Source organism: Acinetobacter sp. GXMZU3951 (assembly GCF_054457875.1).
In genome coordinates, this window is record NZ_JBTLFO010000009.1 from 107,343 (window position 1) to 123,955 (window position 16,613).

Sequence of the window (16,613 nt, forward strand, 5' to 3'; positions counted from 1 at the left end):
AAAAACACCTAAGGAATAAATATTTCTGCTGTACCTATCGTTACAACTTTTCCACTGACTGAGCATACTGTTTCGAAAATGACTCGTTTCGTAGAGATATTCACAGCTACAACTGTTACTTTTGCCTCCACTGTATCCCCTAAATAAACAGGCCTTTTGAATTGCAAATTCTGACCGACATAAACACAACCCTCTCCAGGAAGTCTTGTCCCAAAAATTGCAGAAAAAAAACTCGCCGTTAATAAGCCATGCGCTATGCGACCTTTATATCTTGAATTTCTCGCATACTCTTCATTGACATGCACAGGATTATGATCACCCGATAATCCTGAGAATGCCTTGATATCTGCATCTGTTATTGTTTGAGAATATGATGCTGTCATACCAACTTGAATTTCTGTGATTGTAAATGAATTTTTGATTTGCATTATTCAGAAACCCATTCTTTAACAATTTCAGTAGGATAACCACGATGAAAATGTTTTCGCCAAGGATATGCATCCTCTTTACTATCCTGTAGCTTTATTTTAGAAGTTGTACAGATTTTCTTTGCTGGTGAGCCTACATAAACCATATTTGCCTCTGTCTGGCCCTTTAGTGAAGAGTGAGCACCAACTAAAACCCCTTCAGCAACGATTGTACCTGGTAGAATTACAGACATTGTTGCGATTACAGCATAATCCCCAACAGTTACACCTATTAGCGTGTCACTAGGCGGATGTGGGTCATTTGTAAGAACCACGTAAGGAAAAATCCAGACAAAATTTCCAATTTTACTTTTTTGACCAATATGCACATTACTATGGAAACGAACATAGTCTCCAATTTCGCAGTGCCCTTGCAAATCAGAAAGTGTACCTATTTGTAAGTTTTTCCCAGCTTTAACTAACTCCCTCACAGTGACTCGATGCCCCGTAGTCAAGCCCTCACCAAAGTATGAACCTTCATAAAAAATACTATGTGATCGAATATTAGCGCTTGCACCAATCACAAGAGGTTCACCTTTAGATAGATGGTTGGCAACACCAAGTTCACAAAATGCGCCAACTATTGAGTTGTCCCCTATAATGACATTGTCATACACAATAGTGGAGGGGCCAATTTCTACATTATTACCAATTTTTGCTTTAGGTGAAATTATTGCTGTAGGATGAATTTTCATTTTATTACCTTATTTAAAAATTCTTGATAATCACGAATATAATCAGATTCATCAAAATGTTCACTTGCTAAAACAAGTAGAACACAGTCCTCCGAAAAATTATGCATTTCCCGCCAAACCAAGCCCTCAATCACCAACCCTTGAGTTGGATTGTCTAAAATAACTTCGTCTTTCTTATGACCATCATCCAAAATAAATCGACAACTTCCTTTTAAACAAATCGCCACTTGTTTTAAATCTATATGTGCATGAAAACCACGAGGCTTATCTACTGTATTAAAAATATAATATAACCGCTTAACGGCAAAAGGAATGGACTGATTGGATTCAATAGCCACTAACCCACCACGGTCATCGCCAAAGTTCGGCAGATCAATTAACTTTACTAAACTCATTTTATTCATTTACCAAAGAAATCAAATATTGACCATAGTCATTTTTACTCATACTTTGACCAATTGCTAAAACTTGCTCTTTGCTTAGCCAACCATTATTAAAGGCAATTTCTTCTAGACATGCAACCTTATAACCTTGGCGTTTTTCTAAAGTTTCTACAAATTGTGCCGCTTCTAATAAACTCGCATGTGTACCAGTATCTAGCCATGCAAAGCCTCGCCCCAAAAGCTCTACATTTAAATCACCACGATCCAAATACATTTGGTTCACTGTAGTAATTTCTAATTCACCTCGTTCAGAAGGCTTAACTTGTTTGGCAATTTGAATCACTTCATTGTCATAGAAGTACAGCCCCGTTACCGCAAAATGAGACTTAGGATGTTTAGGCTTTTCTTCTAGTGAAATTGCTCGTTTCTGCTCATCAAACTCAACCACACCAAAACGCTCAGGGTCTTTCACTTGATAACCAAATACTGTTGCACCTTTTGCACGGGCAACCGCCTGTTTTAACATTGGCGTAAAGCCTTGACCATAGAAAATATTATCCCCTAGCACCAAACAAACATTACTATCACCAATGAATTCTTCACCAATAATAAATGCCTGCGCTAAACCATCGGGGCTAGGTTGAATCGCATATTGTAAACGAATCCCAAACTGCGAGCCATTCCCTAATAACCGCTCAAAACTCTCTTTATCTTCTGGTGTTGTAATAATAAGTACATCCTGAATTCCGGCCAGCATAAGCACAGAAAGAGGATAATAAATCATGGGTTTATCGTAGATAGGTAAAAGCTGTTTAGAAACACCCTTGGTAATTGGATATAAGCGTGTACCCGAACCACCCGCTAAAATAATACCTTTTGTTGTTATGGTCATTATGCACCTACACCTAATCTTTCACGTTGATAACTACCGTCTTGAACGCGGCGACACCAATCTAAATTATTTAAATACCATTCAACGGTTTTACGAATACCTGTTTCAAAAGTTTCTTTAGGCTTCCAGCCTAATTCTTTTTCAATTTTTGCTGCATCTATGGCATAACGCACATCGTGTCCAGGTCGATCTTTGACAAAAGTAATCAGTGCCTCATACTTTTGCCCATTGAGCTGTGGCTTTATTTCATCCAAAATCTTGCAAATCGTTTTTACAACTTCAATATTTTGTTTTTCGTTATGTCCACCAATATTGTAAGTTTCACCTACAGTACCTTCAGTGACAACCTGATAGAGTGCTCTGGCATGATCTTCAACAAATAACCAGTCTCGGATTTGATTGCCTGTGCCGTAAATGGGTAATGCTTTACCATCTAAAGCATTTAAGATTACCAAAGGAATGAGTTTTTCTGGAAAATGGTAAGGACCGTAATTATTTGAACAATTTGTCACAATTGTTGGTAAACCATACGTGCGATGCCATGCGCGAACTAAATGATCAGAACTCGCCTTGCTTGCAGAATACGGTGAGCTTGGTGCATAAGATGTGGTTTCAGTAAATAAATCAGTTGTTCCTTCTAAATCCCCATACACTTCATCTGTCGAAATATGATGAAAGCGAAAGTTTTGTTGTGCTTCTATGCCAAGACTCATCCAGTACTTTCGGGCAGCTTCTAATAAAGTATAAGTTCCAACAATATTGGTTTGAATAAATGCAGCAGGGCCATCAATGGAACGGTCTACATGAGACTCAGCAGCTAAATGCATAACCACATCAGGCTTAAATTGCTCGAAGATTTTCTCTAATGCGGCTTGATTACAGATATCAATTTTTTCAAATTGATATCTTGGATTGTGTTCAACATCAACCAAAGACTCGAGATTCCCTGCATAGGTTAATTTATCTACATTTAAGACTTCATTATTTGTATTTCCAATAATGTAACGAATAACAGCAGAACCAATAAAACCAGCACCACCTGTAACTAAAATTCTCATTATTTCCCGATCACTTTTTCTTCAATTATAAGCGAATATCACTCTGAGCTTTATCTAGCACATATTTTAAGTCATATAAAACATGCTTTTCTTTACCCAGTTCCTTAAATTGCTCGATTGTCATATTTTTAAATTGCTCATGAGCTACAGCTAAGACAATCGCATCATATTTATCTGACTCAAGTGCTGTTATAGGTGCAAAACCATATTCTAATTCAGCCTCCAATACATCAACCCATGGGTCATAAATATCTAAATCAAGATCATATTCTTTTAAAGCATCCACCATATCAATAATTTTACTATTACGAATGTCTGGGCAATTTTCTTTAAAGCTAAGACCCATCACTAATATTTTAGAGCCTACAACCTGTATACGCTGCTTCACCATTTCTTTAATGAGTTGAGTTGCTACATATTCCCCCATTCGGTCATTTAATCGGCGAGCCGCAAGAATAATCTCTGGATGCAATCCAATTGATTGTGCTTTATGGGTTAAATAGTAAGGATCGACCCCTATACAATGTCCGCCTACTAAGCCTGGACGGAATGGTAAAAAATTCCACTTGGTTCCCGCTGCTTTAAGTACATCTTCTGTATCAATGTCTAATTTATTGAAAATCAGTGCTAACTCATTAATCAGCGCAATATTGACATCACGTTGCGTGTTTTCAATGACTTTCGCAGCCTCAGCGACTTTAATACTCGGTGCTTTATGTGTACCTGCCTCAACAATTAAGTTATAAACTTGATCAACGTATTCAGCAGTTTCTGGCGTAGAGCCAGAAGTGATTTTTAAAATATTGGTGACGCGATGTAACTTATCGCCAGGATTAATACGCTCAGGGCTATAACCTGCAAAGAAATCTTGGTTAAATTTTAGACCAGAAATACACTCTAATACAGGAATACAGACTTCTTCGGTTGCACCAGGATACACCGTTGACTCGTAAACTACGATATCACCTCGCTTTAAGACTTTAGCAATACTTTCAGATGCTTTAATTAATGGTGTTAAATCAGGTTGCTTAAAATCATCAATTGGCGTAGGTACCGTCACAATAAAAAAATTACAGTGCTGTAAATCTTGCAAGTCTGCGGTGTAAAAAAGTTGCGTCGCTGCTTGTAGTTCTTGAGGCGAAACCTCTAAAGTATGGTCTTGACCATTGTTTAATTCATCAATGCGTTTTTGATAGATATCAAAGCCAATAACAGGGACCTGCTTCCCAAATTCTACTGCCAGCGGCAAACCGACATAACCCAGTCCAATAATGGCAATTTTTAATTCAGATTTTTGCAACATGTGTTTGCCTTGACGCCTGTGCTCATTGACTTTGGAATAAATAAAATGCCATTTTATTGGCTATCGGCTAATATAACAGAAATCCATTTTATCTTAACGTAAATGCGTATAAATAAATTATACAATTTGTTATAGTTAACTAAATTTTGAATAGATACACTCAATCTCATCCAAAGATTGACATAATTTTATAATAGGGTTAAGAGTGAAATTTTTACAATATATTGGCCTTTTGGGGTTCACACTCAGCACAATTGGTTGTGCTTTAGCGCCAGGCCTACAAACATATGATATTCCAGAACAAGGTATCTATCATACCGAGCTCGGAAGTTCAGTCAATGTGATACAACTCAATCAAAATTCGCTACAGCATTTAAAACAAAATCAAACTACTGATATAAAAAGTATTTCTAATTTATTCCACCATACGCAGCAAAGTTACAAACTTAGTCCAGGAGATATTCTCTCTATTTATTTGTGGGCATATCCTGAAATCACACCACCTGTTAACTCTGCTAGCAATAATTTTTCTGCACAGGCGAATGGCTTTCAAATTGATCAAAATGGATATATTCAATTTCCAATCATAGGTCGATACAAAGCTGCAGGAAAACCACTTACGCAAGTCAATCAAGAACTTCGTAGTCAACTTTCACGATATTTAAAAACACCTGATGTAATTGCCCGCGTTTTGTCCTATCAAGGTCAACGCTACTCTGTACAAGGTAATGTCATGCAGGGTGGTCAATTCTTTTTGAGTGATCAACCCGTCAGCATCTATACAGCGCTTGGTTTAGCTGGCGGTGTTAATACTCAGTACGGTGACAACACATCCATTACTCTAGTACGACAGGGCCGTACCTATCATCTTAATAGTATTGAATTAGAAAAATCAGGCTATTCACTGCATAATCTATTGATTCAGCCTAACGATACTCTATATGTAAATTCTAAAGAGAACCAAAAAATTTATATCATGGGTGAGTCTGGAAAAAATCAATCTCTAATGATGCGTGATCAGGGTATGTCTTTAAGCGATGTCTTAGGTGAAAGTCTAGGCTTAAATGCCAACACGGCAAGTGCTAGTCGAATCTATGTTTTACGTAGTGAACCTGATAGTAAACAGACCGAACTTTATCATATGAACTTACTCAGTTTGGGAGATTTTGGTTTAGCCAATCAGTTCAAAATGAGAAGCAACGATATAGTTTATGTAGATGCTACAGGTCTAGCACGTTGGCAACGTGTCATTACTCAAATTTTACCGTTCTCGAATGCTTTATATAGTATCGATCGTTTAGGGAATTAACGAATTTATAATATGACTCTTAGGAATATGTGATTGCTTGTTCGCAAAAATCAGATTTCTGAAAAAGAGATATATCTATTGTGTTTTTAAAAAGGCATCAATCGTCAGACTGTTGAATCTGATCGATTATTACATTGAAGAAGTTAATCAGTTGTTTACTTATGAACCCAAATACAAATACACAACTTGCTGAAGATACAATTGATCTGAAAGAATTATTTTTCACCTTACTGGTACAGTGGAAAATCATTCTTGCCTGTACTTTATTTGCTTTAATTTGTGCTGGTATTTACCTCAACATTGCAAAAAAAGTTTATTCTGTTGATGCCAAAATTCAAGTGATTGATAGTAATTCAAATGGATTGGCTGGTTTAAATTCTCAACTCTCTTCTCTGAGTAGCTTGGCTGGTATTAATTTAGGTGGCGGGCAACAATCCATACAAACAGAAATTGAGGTCTTACAGTCTCGCGCAATTTTGAGCAAAACAATTCAGGATTTACATTTAGATATTCAAATTCAACCGAAGCAGTCTTTCTTGCAAAAATTTGCTACTGATGAATTTCAAACTGATTACCGACATAATGCTGTATTGGTTAATGATAAGAATCAACAATTTTCTATTCAGCAATTTGACATACCACAGGACTATCTAAACAAAACATTAATCCTAAAAATCTCTGGTCAGCAGTTTGTTCTAATAGACAAGAAAACAGGCGAAGAAGTGTTTAAAGGTACACTTAATCAAAAGCTCCAAACCTCAGCATTAAGCCAACCTTGGGCAATTGCAATAGCAAGTAAACAACCATTGGAAGGGCAATATATAATTCAAAAGCAATCTATGCTTGCTGCTGTAAATACCATTCTTCGTGACTTTCAAGCAGCTGAACTTTCAAAGCAAACAGGAATCATTAGTGCAAGCTACGATGGCGCAGATAAACAACATATTATTAAAGTGCTCAATAATATTTTGCAAAATTATCTCAATCAAAATTTAGAGATCAAATCTGCTGAGAAAGAAAAAACCTTAGCATTCTTAGATCAACAGTTACCGCAACTGAAACAAAATTTAGAACAGGCTGAACAAAAGTTTAATGCTTTCCGTGAAACACATGGCACGATTGATATTAAGACTGAATCAGAATTATATCTCAAACAAAGTGTTGAATTAGAAACACAGAAAATCCAACTTGAGCAGAAGCAAGCACAACTTGCAGCCCAATATACATCTGAACATCCAATGATGCAGGAAATTAACGCACAAATCTCAGTATTCGATAAAAAAATTAATGAGTTAAACAGTTCATTAAAGAAATTACCAAATACACAAAGTGAGTATTTAAAATACTACCGTGATGTAGAAGTTCAGACTCAACTATATACAAATCTATTAGGGACTTATCAATCCTTAAGTTTGGCCAAAGCTGGTGAAACTAGTAATTTACGTGTTCTAGACTATCCTGTCGAACCTATTGAACCGATCAAACCTCGTAAACTTATTATATTAATCCTCTCAATTTTTGTAGGCGGCTTTATTGGTGTATTGATTGCCTTATTGAAAAGCATGTCAAAAACAGGAGTTAAACATCATGAAGAAATTGAGCAAGCGACGGGCATTAAAACCTATGCTGAATTAGCACTAGACCGTAAAAATACGGGTTCTTCTTTCCAATTTCTTGCGACACTCATTCCGACCTTACGCTATCAATTACAACAAAAACAGCATAATGTCGCGTTGCTTAGCAGCATTGTTCCAGATCAAAATCAAGGTGAAATCGTAAAAAAATTGGCGATTTTATTGAGTCAAGCTGGCGGAAAAGTTCTACTCATTGATAATGATTTATCTAACAGACTGTTAGATCAAAGCTTGAATGTCACGACACAAACAGGCTTGTCTGATTATTTACGTGGTCAAGCTCAATTAGATCAAATCATTAGCCAGACAAGTCATATCAATTTAAGTTTAATTGCACGTGGTCAGAACAGCGATGAAATCTCTTTATCGGCATATCAAGACAAGATTGCTCAGTTAATGCAGCAAGTTAAAACTCAATACGATTATGTGATTTTAAATACTACACCTATCTTGGCAAACTCAGATAGCTTGAATTTTGCACAACACACTGGTTTTAATCTTGCTCTCGTTCAATATGGCAAAACCCAACTCAAAGAGATTGAAAAAGCGAAATCCTACTTTGAAAATGCAGGCTATTCGATTAATGGTGTAATCTTTGATCAGATTCCAAGTTATCAATTGAAAAACCACCATTATCAGACCAAGTCTTAATTCTAAAAAGGCAGTGCATTTACAATTCACTGCCTTTTTCTTTTAGTTGAATATTGGGGTGATTTAAAGCACTTGATCCTTATACAAAAATCTACTTTTTTTCATGCTGAATCATTCTCCGCTTAAATTCAGACATGCTAATATCGGAATTAAGTTTTTATTAGAATAACCCCCATTCTAGGATATCTCATGAGTAAAGCCTTACCCATCGCTGTTGCTGTAATTTTAGGCGGTGCTGCACTTGTTCCAGTTTACTATGCAACTCAACATCCTGAAGCTGTAACCTCAAAAGCTTCTAGAAATGCATCAGCAGTTGAAAAAATTAGCTATGCTTTAGGTTATGAAGTTGCACATCAAACACCGCCTGAACTCGATATTAACAGCTTTGTCACAGGCGTCCGTGAAGGGCATGCGCGTACCCAACCAGCATATACAGAAGAAGAATTACAACAAGCTTACCAGCAGTTCCAGCAAGAAATGCAGAAAAAACAAGCGGATCAAGCACAACAAACACAAACAGCCAGTGATAGCTTCCTGACTGAAAATGCCAAGAAACCTGGTGTCAAAACGACCGCTTCTGGCTTGCAATACCTCATTACCCAAGAAGGTACAGGTAAGCAGCCAGCAGCCAATTCCGTCGTGACTGTTCACTACACAGGCAAACTGGTCGATGGTAAAGTCTTCGATAGCTCGATTCAGCGTGGCGAACCCATTGAATTCCCACTAAATCAAGTGATTCCTGGCTGGACGGAAGGTTTGCAGCTCATGAAAGAAGGCGGTAAAGCAACCCTATTCATTCCGGCAAAACTTGGCTATGGCGAACAAGGTGTGCCTGGTACCATCCCGGCAAACAGCACCCTGATCTTTGATGTTGAACTCATCAAAGTGAAATAAGCATGAAAGGAGAGCTCGGCTCTCCTTTTTTCACTTTGCACAAGACCTCAATTGCACTAAGCTGTTAGAAATAAGACGTAAAGTCAGACGCAGATATGCCTGTTCAACAGCTAAAAGAAATTAAGGACATGTTGTTTCAGCATAGCCATAAAAAAATACGTTAGGAAGATTAATGAAAATACACATGACACTGGCATGTGCGCTCTTTTTAAGCGCAACTGCGTATGCAAAACCAATTACCAGCAAAAGTTCGAGCTCCGAACAGATCGGTTATAGTTTTGGTTATTTAATGGGACGCAGCAATGCTGACTCTTTGAAGGATTTAAACCTTGAGGCATTTATTCAAGGTCTTAGAGAAGCTGCACAAGGTAAAGATGCGACACTGAGCGATGAAGAAATGGCGCGGGTCTTAACCCAATATAAAAAACAGGCTGAAGCGCAACAACTCATTGAACTCAGAAAAAAAGCCGAAGAAAACAGTAAAATTGGTGCCGCTTTTCTGGCAGAGAATGCCACAAAATCTGGCGTGCAAACCACCGCTTCTGGTCTACAATATCAAGTCCTGAAAGTGGGTACAGGTAAAACGCCTAAAATCAGTTCCAAGGTCAAAGTGGACTATGAAGGACGCTTGATTGATGGTACCGTTTTCGACAGTTCCATTGCCCGTCAACACCCTGCCGAATTCCAAGTGAATCAAGTGATTCAAGGCTGGACGGAAGGCTTACAATTGATGAAAGAAGGTAGCAAATATCGCTTCTTTATCCCTGCGAATTTGGCTTATGGACAAATTGGTTCTGGCGACATTATTGAACCGAATAGCACCCTGATTTTTGATGTCGAATTATTAGCAGTACTACCTTAACAACAATTCAGGGACTGATACCGTATCAGTCCCCTGAAGTTTGATGCTACGCCTTCTGTGAATGCAAAATAAAGCTCTAGCGCGTGCCTCTATCCAACATCATGGGCGAATATCGCGCGGTCTAAAACCTGTCAGGAGCAGCCCAAGTAAATACGCCAACACACCGACGACACATAAAGCCGCCACTTCTGCCACACGCATCCACTGCGAAACTGTACCATCATACCAAGTTAGACCGTATGCCAATGCTGCAATCATCACGATATTGGCAATCGCATATTGAAAAAACAGTTTGCGCCAATGCACACCAAAACGGAAAATTTTTCGTTTATGTAAATAGAAATACAGCATTCCCGCATTCACCAAAGCCGAGCCTGAAGATGCAAGTGCCAAAGCCATATGTTCGGCATGCCAATCAATCAGCTTAAAGAAACCAATAAATACCACGTTTAAAATCGCATTCGCTGCAACCGCCATTAGACCGACTCGCACAGGGGTTTTGGTATCTTGCTGCGCATAGAAACCAGGGGCGAAGACTTTAATCAGCATAAATGAAATCACGCCCGCACTCATACACTGTAGGGCTAATGCCGTCATCTGGGTATCTTCGAGGGTAAATTCACCGCGCTGGAACAAGGCCTGAATAATCGGGGTCGACAGCATAAACAACGCAATACTGGCAGGCAGCCCGACCAATACAATGACTTTTGCAGCCCAGTCCATCATGCCACGGAATTTATGTTGGTCTTGCTCCGCATGGCGAGCCGACAAAGACGGTAAAATCACCGTGCCAATTGCTACACCAATCAATCCTAGAGGGAGTTCAGTCATGCGTTCGGCACTGTATAGCCAAGACACGGAGCCATCCTGCATAAAGGAAGCCCAAATGGTATTCAACAACAAGTTAATCTGCGTGACAGAAACACCAAATAAGGCTGGGAGCATCAATTTCATGATGCGGTCTACACCTTCGTGCTTAAAGTCGACCTTTGGTGGAATCAATAGATTCTTACGCCACAGTTCGGGAATCTGGATCGCGAGCTGCAACACCCCTGCGGCCACCACGGACCAACCTAAGGCCATAATTGGCTGAGCCATGTATGGTGTGAGCCACCATGCCCCCGCAATCATCGCGACATTCAATAATACTGGTGCAAAAGCAGGGGTAGAAAAGGAACCATAACTATTCAAGATACTGCTGGCAAAGGCTGTCAGTGACATGAACATCAAATATGGTATGGTGAGGCGGAACATGCTGACCGCGAGATCAAATTTTTCTGGATCGGCGTGGAAACCTGGTGCATAGATATACAAAATGGCAGGTGCAGCAATCATGGCAATAAAGGTCAGCAAAGTCATGACCGTTAATAAGCCACCAAAGACCCGACTGATGAGAATCTGGACTTCTTCGTGCGCCTTACTGGTTTTATATTCGGTCAGGACAGGAATAAAAGCCTGCGAAAATGCCCCTTCGGCAAATAAACGCCGAAAAAAGTTCGGAATTCGGAATGCAACTACAAAGGTATCGAAATCCTTACCTGCACCAAACACATTCAGCAAGACGATATCACGGACTAGCCCCAGCACCCGAGATAACATGGTCATTGCACTGACAATAAAGGTCGACCGCCAAAGCGCCATCGCATCCACCCAAATAAAAATTAAGTCGCTATTGTAATGAAACTGGTTTAAAAAAATCGTTGTTAAATGATTAAACTCAACGGAAATGTCTTTTTATTTTGCGTTCTTCATCTGCTGAAGCAACGTTCGGAATTTGACCCAGTCAAAGTATGGCCCTGGATCGGTTTTACGCCTCGGTGCAATATCGGAATGCCCCGCCACATGCTGCTGAATAGCTGGATAGGCGAGTTGCAAACTCAGCAACACCTGAGCAAGCACCTGATATTGTGTTTCTTCAAAAGCACAATCATCACTGCCCTCTAGTTCAATCCCTATGGAATAGTCGTTACACTCAGGCTGTCCTAAATAGGAGGAACGTCCCGCATGCCAAGCCCGCTGCTCTAAGTTGACAAATTGCAGCACCTCTCCTGTCCGTAAGATCAACAAATGTGCTGAAACCTTGAGATCTTGAATGGTTTCAAAGTAGGGGTGTACGGTTGCATCGAGCTGGTTCTGGAAAAATTGCTGGATATAACCTCCGCCAAACTGCGATGGTGGCAAACTGATGTTGTGAATCACCACCAGTTCTATCTTCGCCCCCTCGGGTCGCAGGTTAAAATTAGGCGATGGAATTTGCGTCGCACCGATGAGTTGACCTTCGACAACCTGAAAAGAAGGAGCCTGCTGCATAATCCATTCCTATCCATCATGGGGATGTGTTTATCATGGCATCATGCTAAAACTTTCGCAGCAAAATCTCAAATCTACAGAATAAACTACACAGAACAACGCTATTTATATGCGAACAGTGTTAAGATAACGCGCAATTTTCATGGGTTAAAAAAGACACGGAAAGACTATGAGCATTTCTCCAGCGCTGCTTGAACAATCAATTCAAATCAACATTCAACAAGCACTCCAAGAAGATATTGGCGATGGGGATATTACGGCTTTATTAACCCCAGCAGATGAACAGGCCACTGCGACTATTATTAGCCGTGAAGAGATGATTCTAGCCGGTCAGCCTTGGGTCAATGCCCTCATTCAGGCGTTTGATGCTTCCGTCGAAGTCATCTGGTTAAAACAAGATGGTGACCTGGTACATGCCAATGAAGCCTTCTTAAAACTCGCGGGTTCTGCGCGTAGCTTATTGACCGTCGAACGTCCTGCATTGAATTTTATCCAGACTCTATCTGCCGTAGCGACTAAAACTGCGGATTATGTAAAACAGCTGGATGGTTTAAATACCAAACTTTTAGATACACGAAAAACCATCCCGGGTTTACGGATTGCACAAAAATATGCGGTTGCCGTAGGTGGTGGTCAAAATCACCGTTTAGGCCTGTTTGATGCCTTTTTAATTAAAGAAAATCATATTATGGCTGCAGGTGGTATTGCCGAAGCCATTGCCAAAGCCCATCAAATTGCACCTGGCAAGCCTGTGGAAGTGGAAGTGGAAACTTGGGATGAATTAAACCAAGCCCTTGAAGCCCAAGCAGATATTGTGATGCTGGATAATTTTAGCCAGCAACAAATGATTGATGCCGTCAAACATGTTGCGGGACGTTGTAAACTTGAAGCGTCTGGCAATATCACCATTGAAAACTTACGCCAAGTTGCCACCACGGGTGTTGACTATATTTCGATGGGTGTGCTCACCAAAGACGTTAAAGCGATTGATTTATCGATGCGTTTTAATAACTAAATTATGCATAGAATAATGGCGAGCAAAAGTTAGCTTGCTCGCCTGTTTTTTATACACATTAAGTTGATTGAAAATTATCTCGAAAGTTTTATAATGCCGAGCTAACTTTTCTCCCCCATAGCAACTGTTATGAATATCTGGAAACAGCAAGCTTTGTTTTTGCTGATCGCACTCGTGTCTGTGGCTTTATTTTGCCTATACCCAGCTTTACCGAGAATTTTAAAAAATCCAGAAATCTATTTTCAATATAATGGTGCCCGACATTTTGTCTCGGTACTGATCAACTACGCACTAATTTCTTTCTTTTACTTATTGTTTCGTAAAACTTTTATTACCCTTTTCTTTAGCCAATTTATTTTCCTATTGCTGATTTTTATCAACGCACAAAAAGAAAAATATTTATCCGCCAGTTTAGTCCCAAGTGATTTCTTACTCATTAAAGAAACTTTTACTGTCGCACCTTGGTTACTTAAATTTTCGGTGCTCACAGGTGTTGCTTTATGTATCGCACTGATGATTTTTTTATACCGTAAAGAGCGTCTTGAGAAAAAAAGATTATTCTTTTCCAATGCACTCTTGTCACTCTTGGGTTTAGGCTTTTTTATTAGTGCCAATTTCAGCAATAACTTTAGTCAATTCTGTCGTGAAAATAATCAAAGCTGGCTGTGTAAATATCAACAAGCTTTTCCAAATACCCGCGGTGACTGGATTGGTGATCATCTGACCATTCAAAAAATTGGTTTTATTCCATTCTTCTTTTCTAAGTCTGTGGATAGCCTGAATACTCAACTGTTTAATACCGAAAATATTCCTGAATCCACCATTAAGGCGCTGTATACACCTTTTAGCCAAACTACGACTGTATCTACACATGCTGAACAGCAACCCAATATTGTGATGATCATGAGTGAAGCACATTGGGATGCACGTGAATTAGGCAAAAGTATTCCACAAAACATCACGCCAACATTGGATCGCTACCAAACTGCAAACCTGCTTTCTCCGAGTTTTGGTGGTGGTACAGCCAATGTAGAATTTGAAGTGCTGACCAGTCTGAATATTTACCTCAACCATAATGAGCTGATGTATGTATCCAAACTCAAGCGTCCCACCTATTCTTTGGCCACGTATTTAAATAGCTTGGGTTATGACACCACTGCGATGCATAACAGCGGCAAGTTTTTTTATAACCGCAATAGTGTCTATCAAAACTTAGGCTTTCACCGTTTTACTTCGCTGGAAAATATGACCAGTGCACAAGAGCGTGCCAAATATATCAATCAAGCAGGATGGGCAACGGATGATTTGCTCTATCAATCGATTCGCACACAACTCAAACATACCGAGCAACCACAGTTTATTTATGCGATTACTGTAGAAAATCACTTTAATTACAATGATGATCGCTACGGTAAAGATCACTTCAAAATTGATCAAAAGGGGCTAAGTGATACCTCCAAACGCCAACTGAATACTTATCTGACTGGATTACAGCGTGCAGATCAACACGTTGAAAAACTGATTCAAGATTTGAAACAACTGGATCGTCCGACCATTGTGATTTTCTTTGGTGACCATTTACCGAGTTTAGGCAAAGTATACGATGACTATCACTTCTTTGCTTCTGAACAAGAAAAAGCTGAAAAGAAAGATGCCCGTTTCTTTAGCACCCCTCTGGCCGTCTGGAGTAATTATCTGATTGATCGTAGTCTATTCCAGCAAAAAGAAATTGCTGCGCACTTTCTAGCGCCTAAAGTCTTGGCTGCAGCAGAGTTACCCCTCCCGCCTTATTATCAATTTATTCAAGAAGTTAGTACTTGTTATAGTGCGATTCATCAAACGGGCGTGGACATTCAGCCAGATTGTAAATACCCACATCCACAACTACTGAATCAGTATAAAGATTTGAACATGGATGTGTTAAATGGCAAAAACCATAGCTATCAATTATTGGTGAAAAAAGCAGGATAATGGTTTAAAGCTTAGATGCATCTTGTGGCGTGGATTGAGTTGTCGGTGAGGTGTTTTGCGCTTGCCCCCATGCTGAATCCGCTGGCTTTGATTCAGTCGGACGTGGATCACACGCCATTAATGCAAAAGTGACCACAGCACAAAAAATGATAAAGAATTGAGCCATCAAAACCTGCTCCAATAAAATTGATGGCATCAGTCTACAGGTTGATCATGATGATACAATTCAGTGCCTGTTATCGATTGATCTTGATTTGATTAGGTTTTGTAAAGCAAAAAAAAGCACCCATTAGGGTGCTTTTTTTTATAGATTCAATTACCAGCCCAGCGCTTCTTGCTGCTTCTGGATTAACGCTTGAATCCCCTTTTCCGCCATTTCCAGCATGTCATTGGCTTGGCTACGAGTGAATGGCTTGTCTTCTGCAGTACCTTGAATTTCAATGAATTCACCTGCCTGCGTCATGACCACGTTCAAGTCGGTTTGACAATTTGAATCTTCTTCATAACATAAGTCGAGCAAGACTTTATCCTTGTACATACCGACTGAAATTGCTGCCACCAAACCTTTCAATGGATCATGCTTAATTTTCTTTTGTTCAAGCAAAACATTCATGGCATCCACCAATGCCACCGCAGCACCAGTAATCGCCGCAGTACGTGTACCCCCATCAGCCTGAATCACATCACAGTCAATGGTAATGGTGTTTTCACCGAGTTTCTTTAAGTCCACCATGGCTCGTAAACTACGACCAATCAAACGCTGGATTTCTTGCGTACGTCCTGACTGTTTGCCACGTGCTGCTTCACGGTCGCTACGGGTATGGGTTGAGCGTGGTAACATGCCGTATTCCGCTGTTACCCAACCTTGTCCTTTACCTTTCAGGAAACGGGGTACAGAATTATCAATACTGGCTGTACAAAGCACTTTGGTATGACCAAATTCAACCAGCACAGAACCTTCAGCATAACGTGTGTAATTGCGGGTAATTTTTACATCACGTAATTGATCTAGAGTACGTTGGTCGATACGCATAATTCGCCTTTTATATTGATAGAAATCAGTTGCGCTCAAGTATAGCAGATGCCAACTGTTTGGTTGGTCTCTGCAAGGAATCAGCAAGAAAAAACGCAACCCCAGCATTTTCCTCAGCCATCAGATGGGATCACGC

General features: G+C 39.7%; 16 protein-coding genes. 6 read left to right on the forward strand and 10 right to left on the reverse strand.

Going from position 1 to position 16,613, the window contains the following annotated elements:
• Positions 1-8: 8 nt before the first annotated feature.
• The 6 genes from ACX17N_RS13745 to tviB are packed head-to-tail and all read right to left on the reverse strand — an operon-like array spanning position 9 to position 4,795.
• Complete coding sequence (locus tag ACX17N_RS13745; protein WP_458893132.1) at positions 9-428, reverse strand: MaoC family dehydratase; 420 nt, start codon at positions 426-428, stop codon at positions 9-11.
• Positions 428-1,162: an N-acetyltransferase gene (locus ACX17N_RS13750; RefSeq protein ID WP_458893133.1), complete on the reverse strand. Its 735-nt coding sequence runs from the start codon at positions 1,160-1,162 to the stop codon at positions 428-430. The genes ACX17N_RS13745 and ACX17N_RS13750 overlap by 1 nt, the downstream gene beginning before the upstream one ends.
• Positions 1,159-1,566: a sugar 3,4-ketoisomerase gene (locus tag ACX17N_RS13755; RefSeq protein WP_458893134.1), complete on the reverse strand. Its 408-nt coding sequence runs from the start codon at positions 1,564-1,566 to the stop codon at positions 1,159-1,161. Before ACX17N_RS13755 ends, ACX17N_RS13750 begins: the two co-directional genes overlap by 4 nt.
• Positions 1,559-2,437, reverse strand: a complete 879-nt coding sequence (gene rfbA / locus ACX17N_RS13760) for a glucose-1-phosphate thymidylyltransferase RfbA (protein ID WP_458893135.1) — start codon at positions 2,435-2,437, stop codon at positions 1,559-1,561. The genes ACX17N_RS13755 and rfbA overlap by 8 nt, the downstream gene beginning before the upstream one ends.
• Positions 2,437-3,495, reverse strand: coding sequence for a dTDP-glucose 4,6-dehydratase (gene rfbB, locus ACX17N_RS13765; protein WP_458893136.1), 1,059 nt, complete (start codon positions 3,493-3,495; stop codon positions 2,437-2,439). The genes rfbA and rfbB overlap by 1 nt, the downstream gene beginning before the upstream one ends.
• A 25-nt stretch (positions 3,496-3,520) precedes the next feature.
• Complete coding sequence (gene tviB, locus ACX17N_RS13770) at positions 3,521-4,795, reverse strand: Vi polysaccharide biosynthesis UDP-N-acetylglucosamine C-6 dehydrogenase TviB (protein WP_458893185.1); 1,275 nt, start codon at positions 4,793-4,795, stop codon at positions 3,521-3,523.
• A gap of 208 nt (positions 4,796-5,003) precedes the next feature.
• Between tviB and ACX17N_RS13775 the strand changes: the two genes are divergently transcribed.
• The 4 genes from ACX17N_RS13775 (at position 5,004) to ACX17N_RS13790 (ending at position 10,148) form a co-directional block, all read left to right on the forward strand.
• The gene (locus ACX17N_RS13775; RefSeq protein ID WP_458893137.1) at positions 5,004-6,107 is read left to right on the forward strand and encodes a polysaccharide biosynthesis/export family protein; all 1,104 of its coding nucleotides are present in this window, start codon (positions 5,004-5,006) and stop codon (positions 6,105-6,107) included.
• Between the two features lie 161 nt (positions 6,108-6,268).
• Positions 6,269-8,392: a GNVR domain-containing protein gene (locus ACX17N_RS13780; RefSeq protein WP_458893138.1), complete on the forward strand. Its 2,124-nt coding sequence runs from the start codon at positions 6,269-6,271 to the stop codon at positions 8,390-8,392.
• A gap of 189 nt (positions 8,393-8,581) precedes the next feature.
• Complete coding sequence (locus ACX17N_RS13785) at positions 8,582-9,286, forward strand: FKBP-type peptidyl-prolyl cis-trans isomerase (protein WP_458893139.1); 705 nt, start codon at positions 8,582-8,584, stop codon at positions 9,284-9,286.
• 172 nt (positions 9,287-9,458) lie between these two features.
• On the forward strand, positions 9,459-10,148 hold the full coding sequence (locus tag ACX17N_RS13790; protein WP_458893140.1) for an FKBP-type peptidyl-prolyl cis-trans isomerase: 690 nt from the start codon (positions 9,459-9,461) through the stop codon (positions 10,146-10,148).
• Between the two features lie 99 nt (positions 10,149-10,247).
• Here ACX17N_RS13790 and murJ read toward each other — a convergent pair whose 3' ends face one another.
• Both murJ and ampD read right to left on the reverse strand, forming a co-directional pair.
• Positions 10,248-11,798, reverse strand: a complete 1,551-nt coding sequence (murJ, locus tag ACX17N_RS13795; RefSeq protein WP_458893141.1) for a murein biosynthesis integral membrane protein MurJ — start codon at positions 11,796-11,798, stop codon at positions 10,248-10,250.
• 84 nt (positions 11,799-11,882) lie between these two features.
• Positions 11,883-12,458 (reverse strand): 1,6-anhydro-N-acetylmuramyl-L-alanine amidase AmpD, encoded by a 576-nt coding sequence (ampD, locus tag ACX17N_RS13800; protein ID WP_458893142.1) that lies wholly within the window; start codon positions 12,456-12,458, stop codon positions 11,883-11,885.
• Between the two features lie 169 nt (positions 12,459-12,627).
• On the opposite strand from ampD, the gene nadC reads away from it, so the two are divergent.
• Entirely contained in the window at positions 12,628-13,473 is an 846-nt protein-coding gene (gene nadC, locus ACX17N_RS13805; RefSeq protein WP_458893143.1) for a carboxylating nicotinate-nucleotide diphosphorylase, read from the forward strand.
• Between the two features lie 129 nt (positions 13,474-13,602).
• Entirely contained in the window at positions 13,603-15,444 is a 1,842-nt protein-coding gene (locus ACX17N_RS13810) for an LTA synthase family protein (protein ID WP_458893144.1), read from the forward strand.
• Positions 15,445-15,448: 4 nt separating this feature from the next.
• Here ACX17N_RS13810 and ACX17N_RS13815 read toward each other — a convergent pair whose 3' ends face one another.
• Together ACX17N_RS13815 and rph are read right to left on the reverse strand one after the other, a co-directional pair.
• Complete coding sequence (locus tag ACX17N_RS13815) at positions 15,449-15,610, reverse strand: ABZJ_00068 family colistin stress protein (RefSeq protein ID WP_458893145.1); 162 nt, start codon at positions 15,608-15,610, stop codon at positions 15,449-15,451.
• A gap of 150 nt (positions 15,611-15,760) precedes the next feature.
• Complete coding sequence (gene rph / locus ACX17N_RS13820; RefSeq protein WP_458893146.1) at positions 15,761-16,477, reverse strand: ribonuclease PH; 717 nt, start codon at positions 16,475-16,477, stop codon at positions 15,761-15,763.
• Between the last annotated feature and the right edge of the window lie 136 nt (positions 16,478-16,613).

Excerpts from the sequence above, each read along its gene's own strand:
- ACX17N_RS13790 (WP_458893140.1), top strand. The coding sequence starts at position 9,459 with ATGAAAATACACATGACACTGGCATGTGCGCTCTTTTTAAGCGCAACT.
- rph (WP_458893146.1), bottom strand. The coding sequence starts at position 16,477 with ATGCGTATCGACCAACGTACTCTAGATCAATTACGTGATGTAAAAATT.
- ACX17N_RS13810 (WP_458893144.1), top strand. The coding sequence starts at position 13,603 with ATGAATATCTGGAAACAGCAAGCTTTGTTTTTGCTGATCGCACTCGTG.
- ACX17N_RS13785 (WP_458893139.1), top strand. The coding sequence starts at position 8,582 with ATGAGTAAAGCCTTACCCATCGCTGTTGCTGTAATTTTAGGCGGTGCT.
- rfbB (WP_458893136.1), bottom strand. The coding sequence starts at position 3,495 with ATGAGAATTTTAGTTACAGGTGGTGCTGGTTTTATTGGTTCTGCTGTT.
- ACX17N_RS13815 (WP_458893145.1), bottom strand. The coding sequence starts at position 15,610 with ATGGCTCAATTCTTTATCATTTTTTGTGCTGTGGTCACTTTTGCATTA.
- rfbA (WP_458893135.1), bottom strand. The coding sequence starts at position 2,437 with ATGACCATAACAACAAAAGGTATTATTTTAGCGGGTGGTTCGGGTACA.
- ACX17N_RS13750 (WP_458893133.1), bottom strand. The coding sequence starts at position 1,162 with ATGAAAATTCATCCTACAGCAATAATTTCACCTAAAGCAAAAATTGGT.
- ACX17N_RS13745 (WP_458893132.1), bottom strand. The coding sequence starts at position 428 with ATGCAAATCAAAAATTCATTTACAATCACAGAAATTCAAGTTGGTATG.
- ampD (WP_458893142.1), bottom strand. The coding sequence starts at position 12,458 with ATGCAGCAGGCTCCTTCTTTTCAGGTTGTCGAAGGTCAACTCATCGGT.
- ACX17N_RS13780 (WP_458893138.1), top strand. The coding sequence starts at position 6,269 with ATGAACCCAAATACAAATACACAACTTGCTGAAGATACAATTGATCTG.
- nadC (WP_458893143.1), top strand. The coding sequence starts at position 12,628 with ATGAGCATTTCTCCAGCGCTGCTTGAACAATCAATTCAAATCAACATT.
- ACX17N_RS13755 (WP_458893134.1), bottom strand. The coding sequence starts at position 1,566 with ATGAATAAAATGAGTTTAGTAAAGTTAATTGATCTGCCGAACTTTGGC.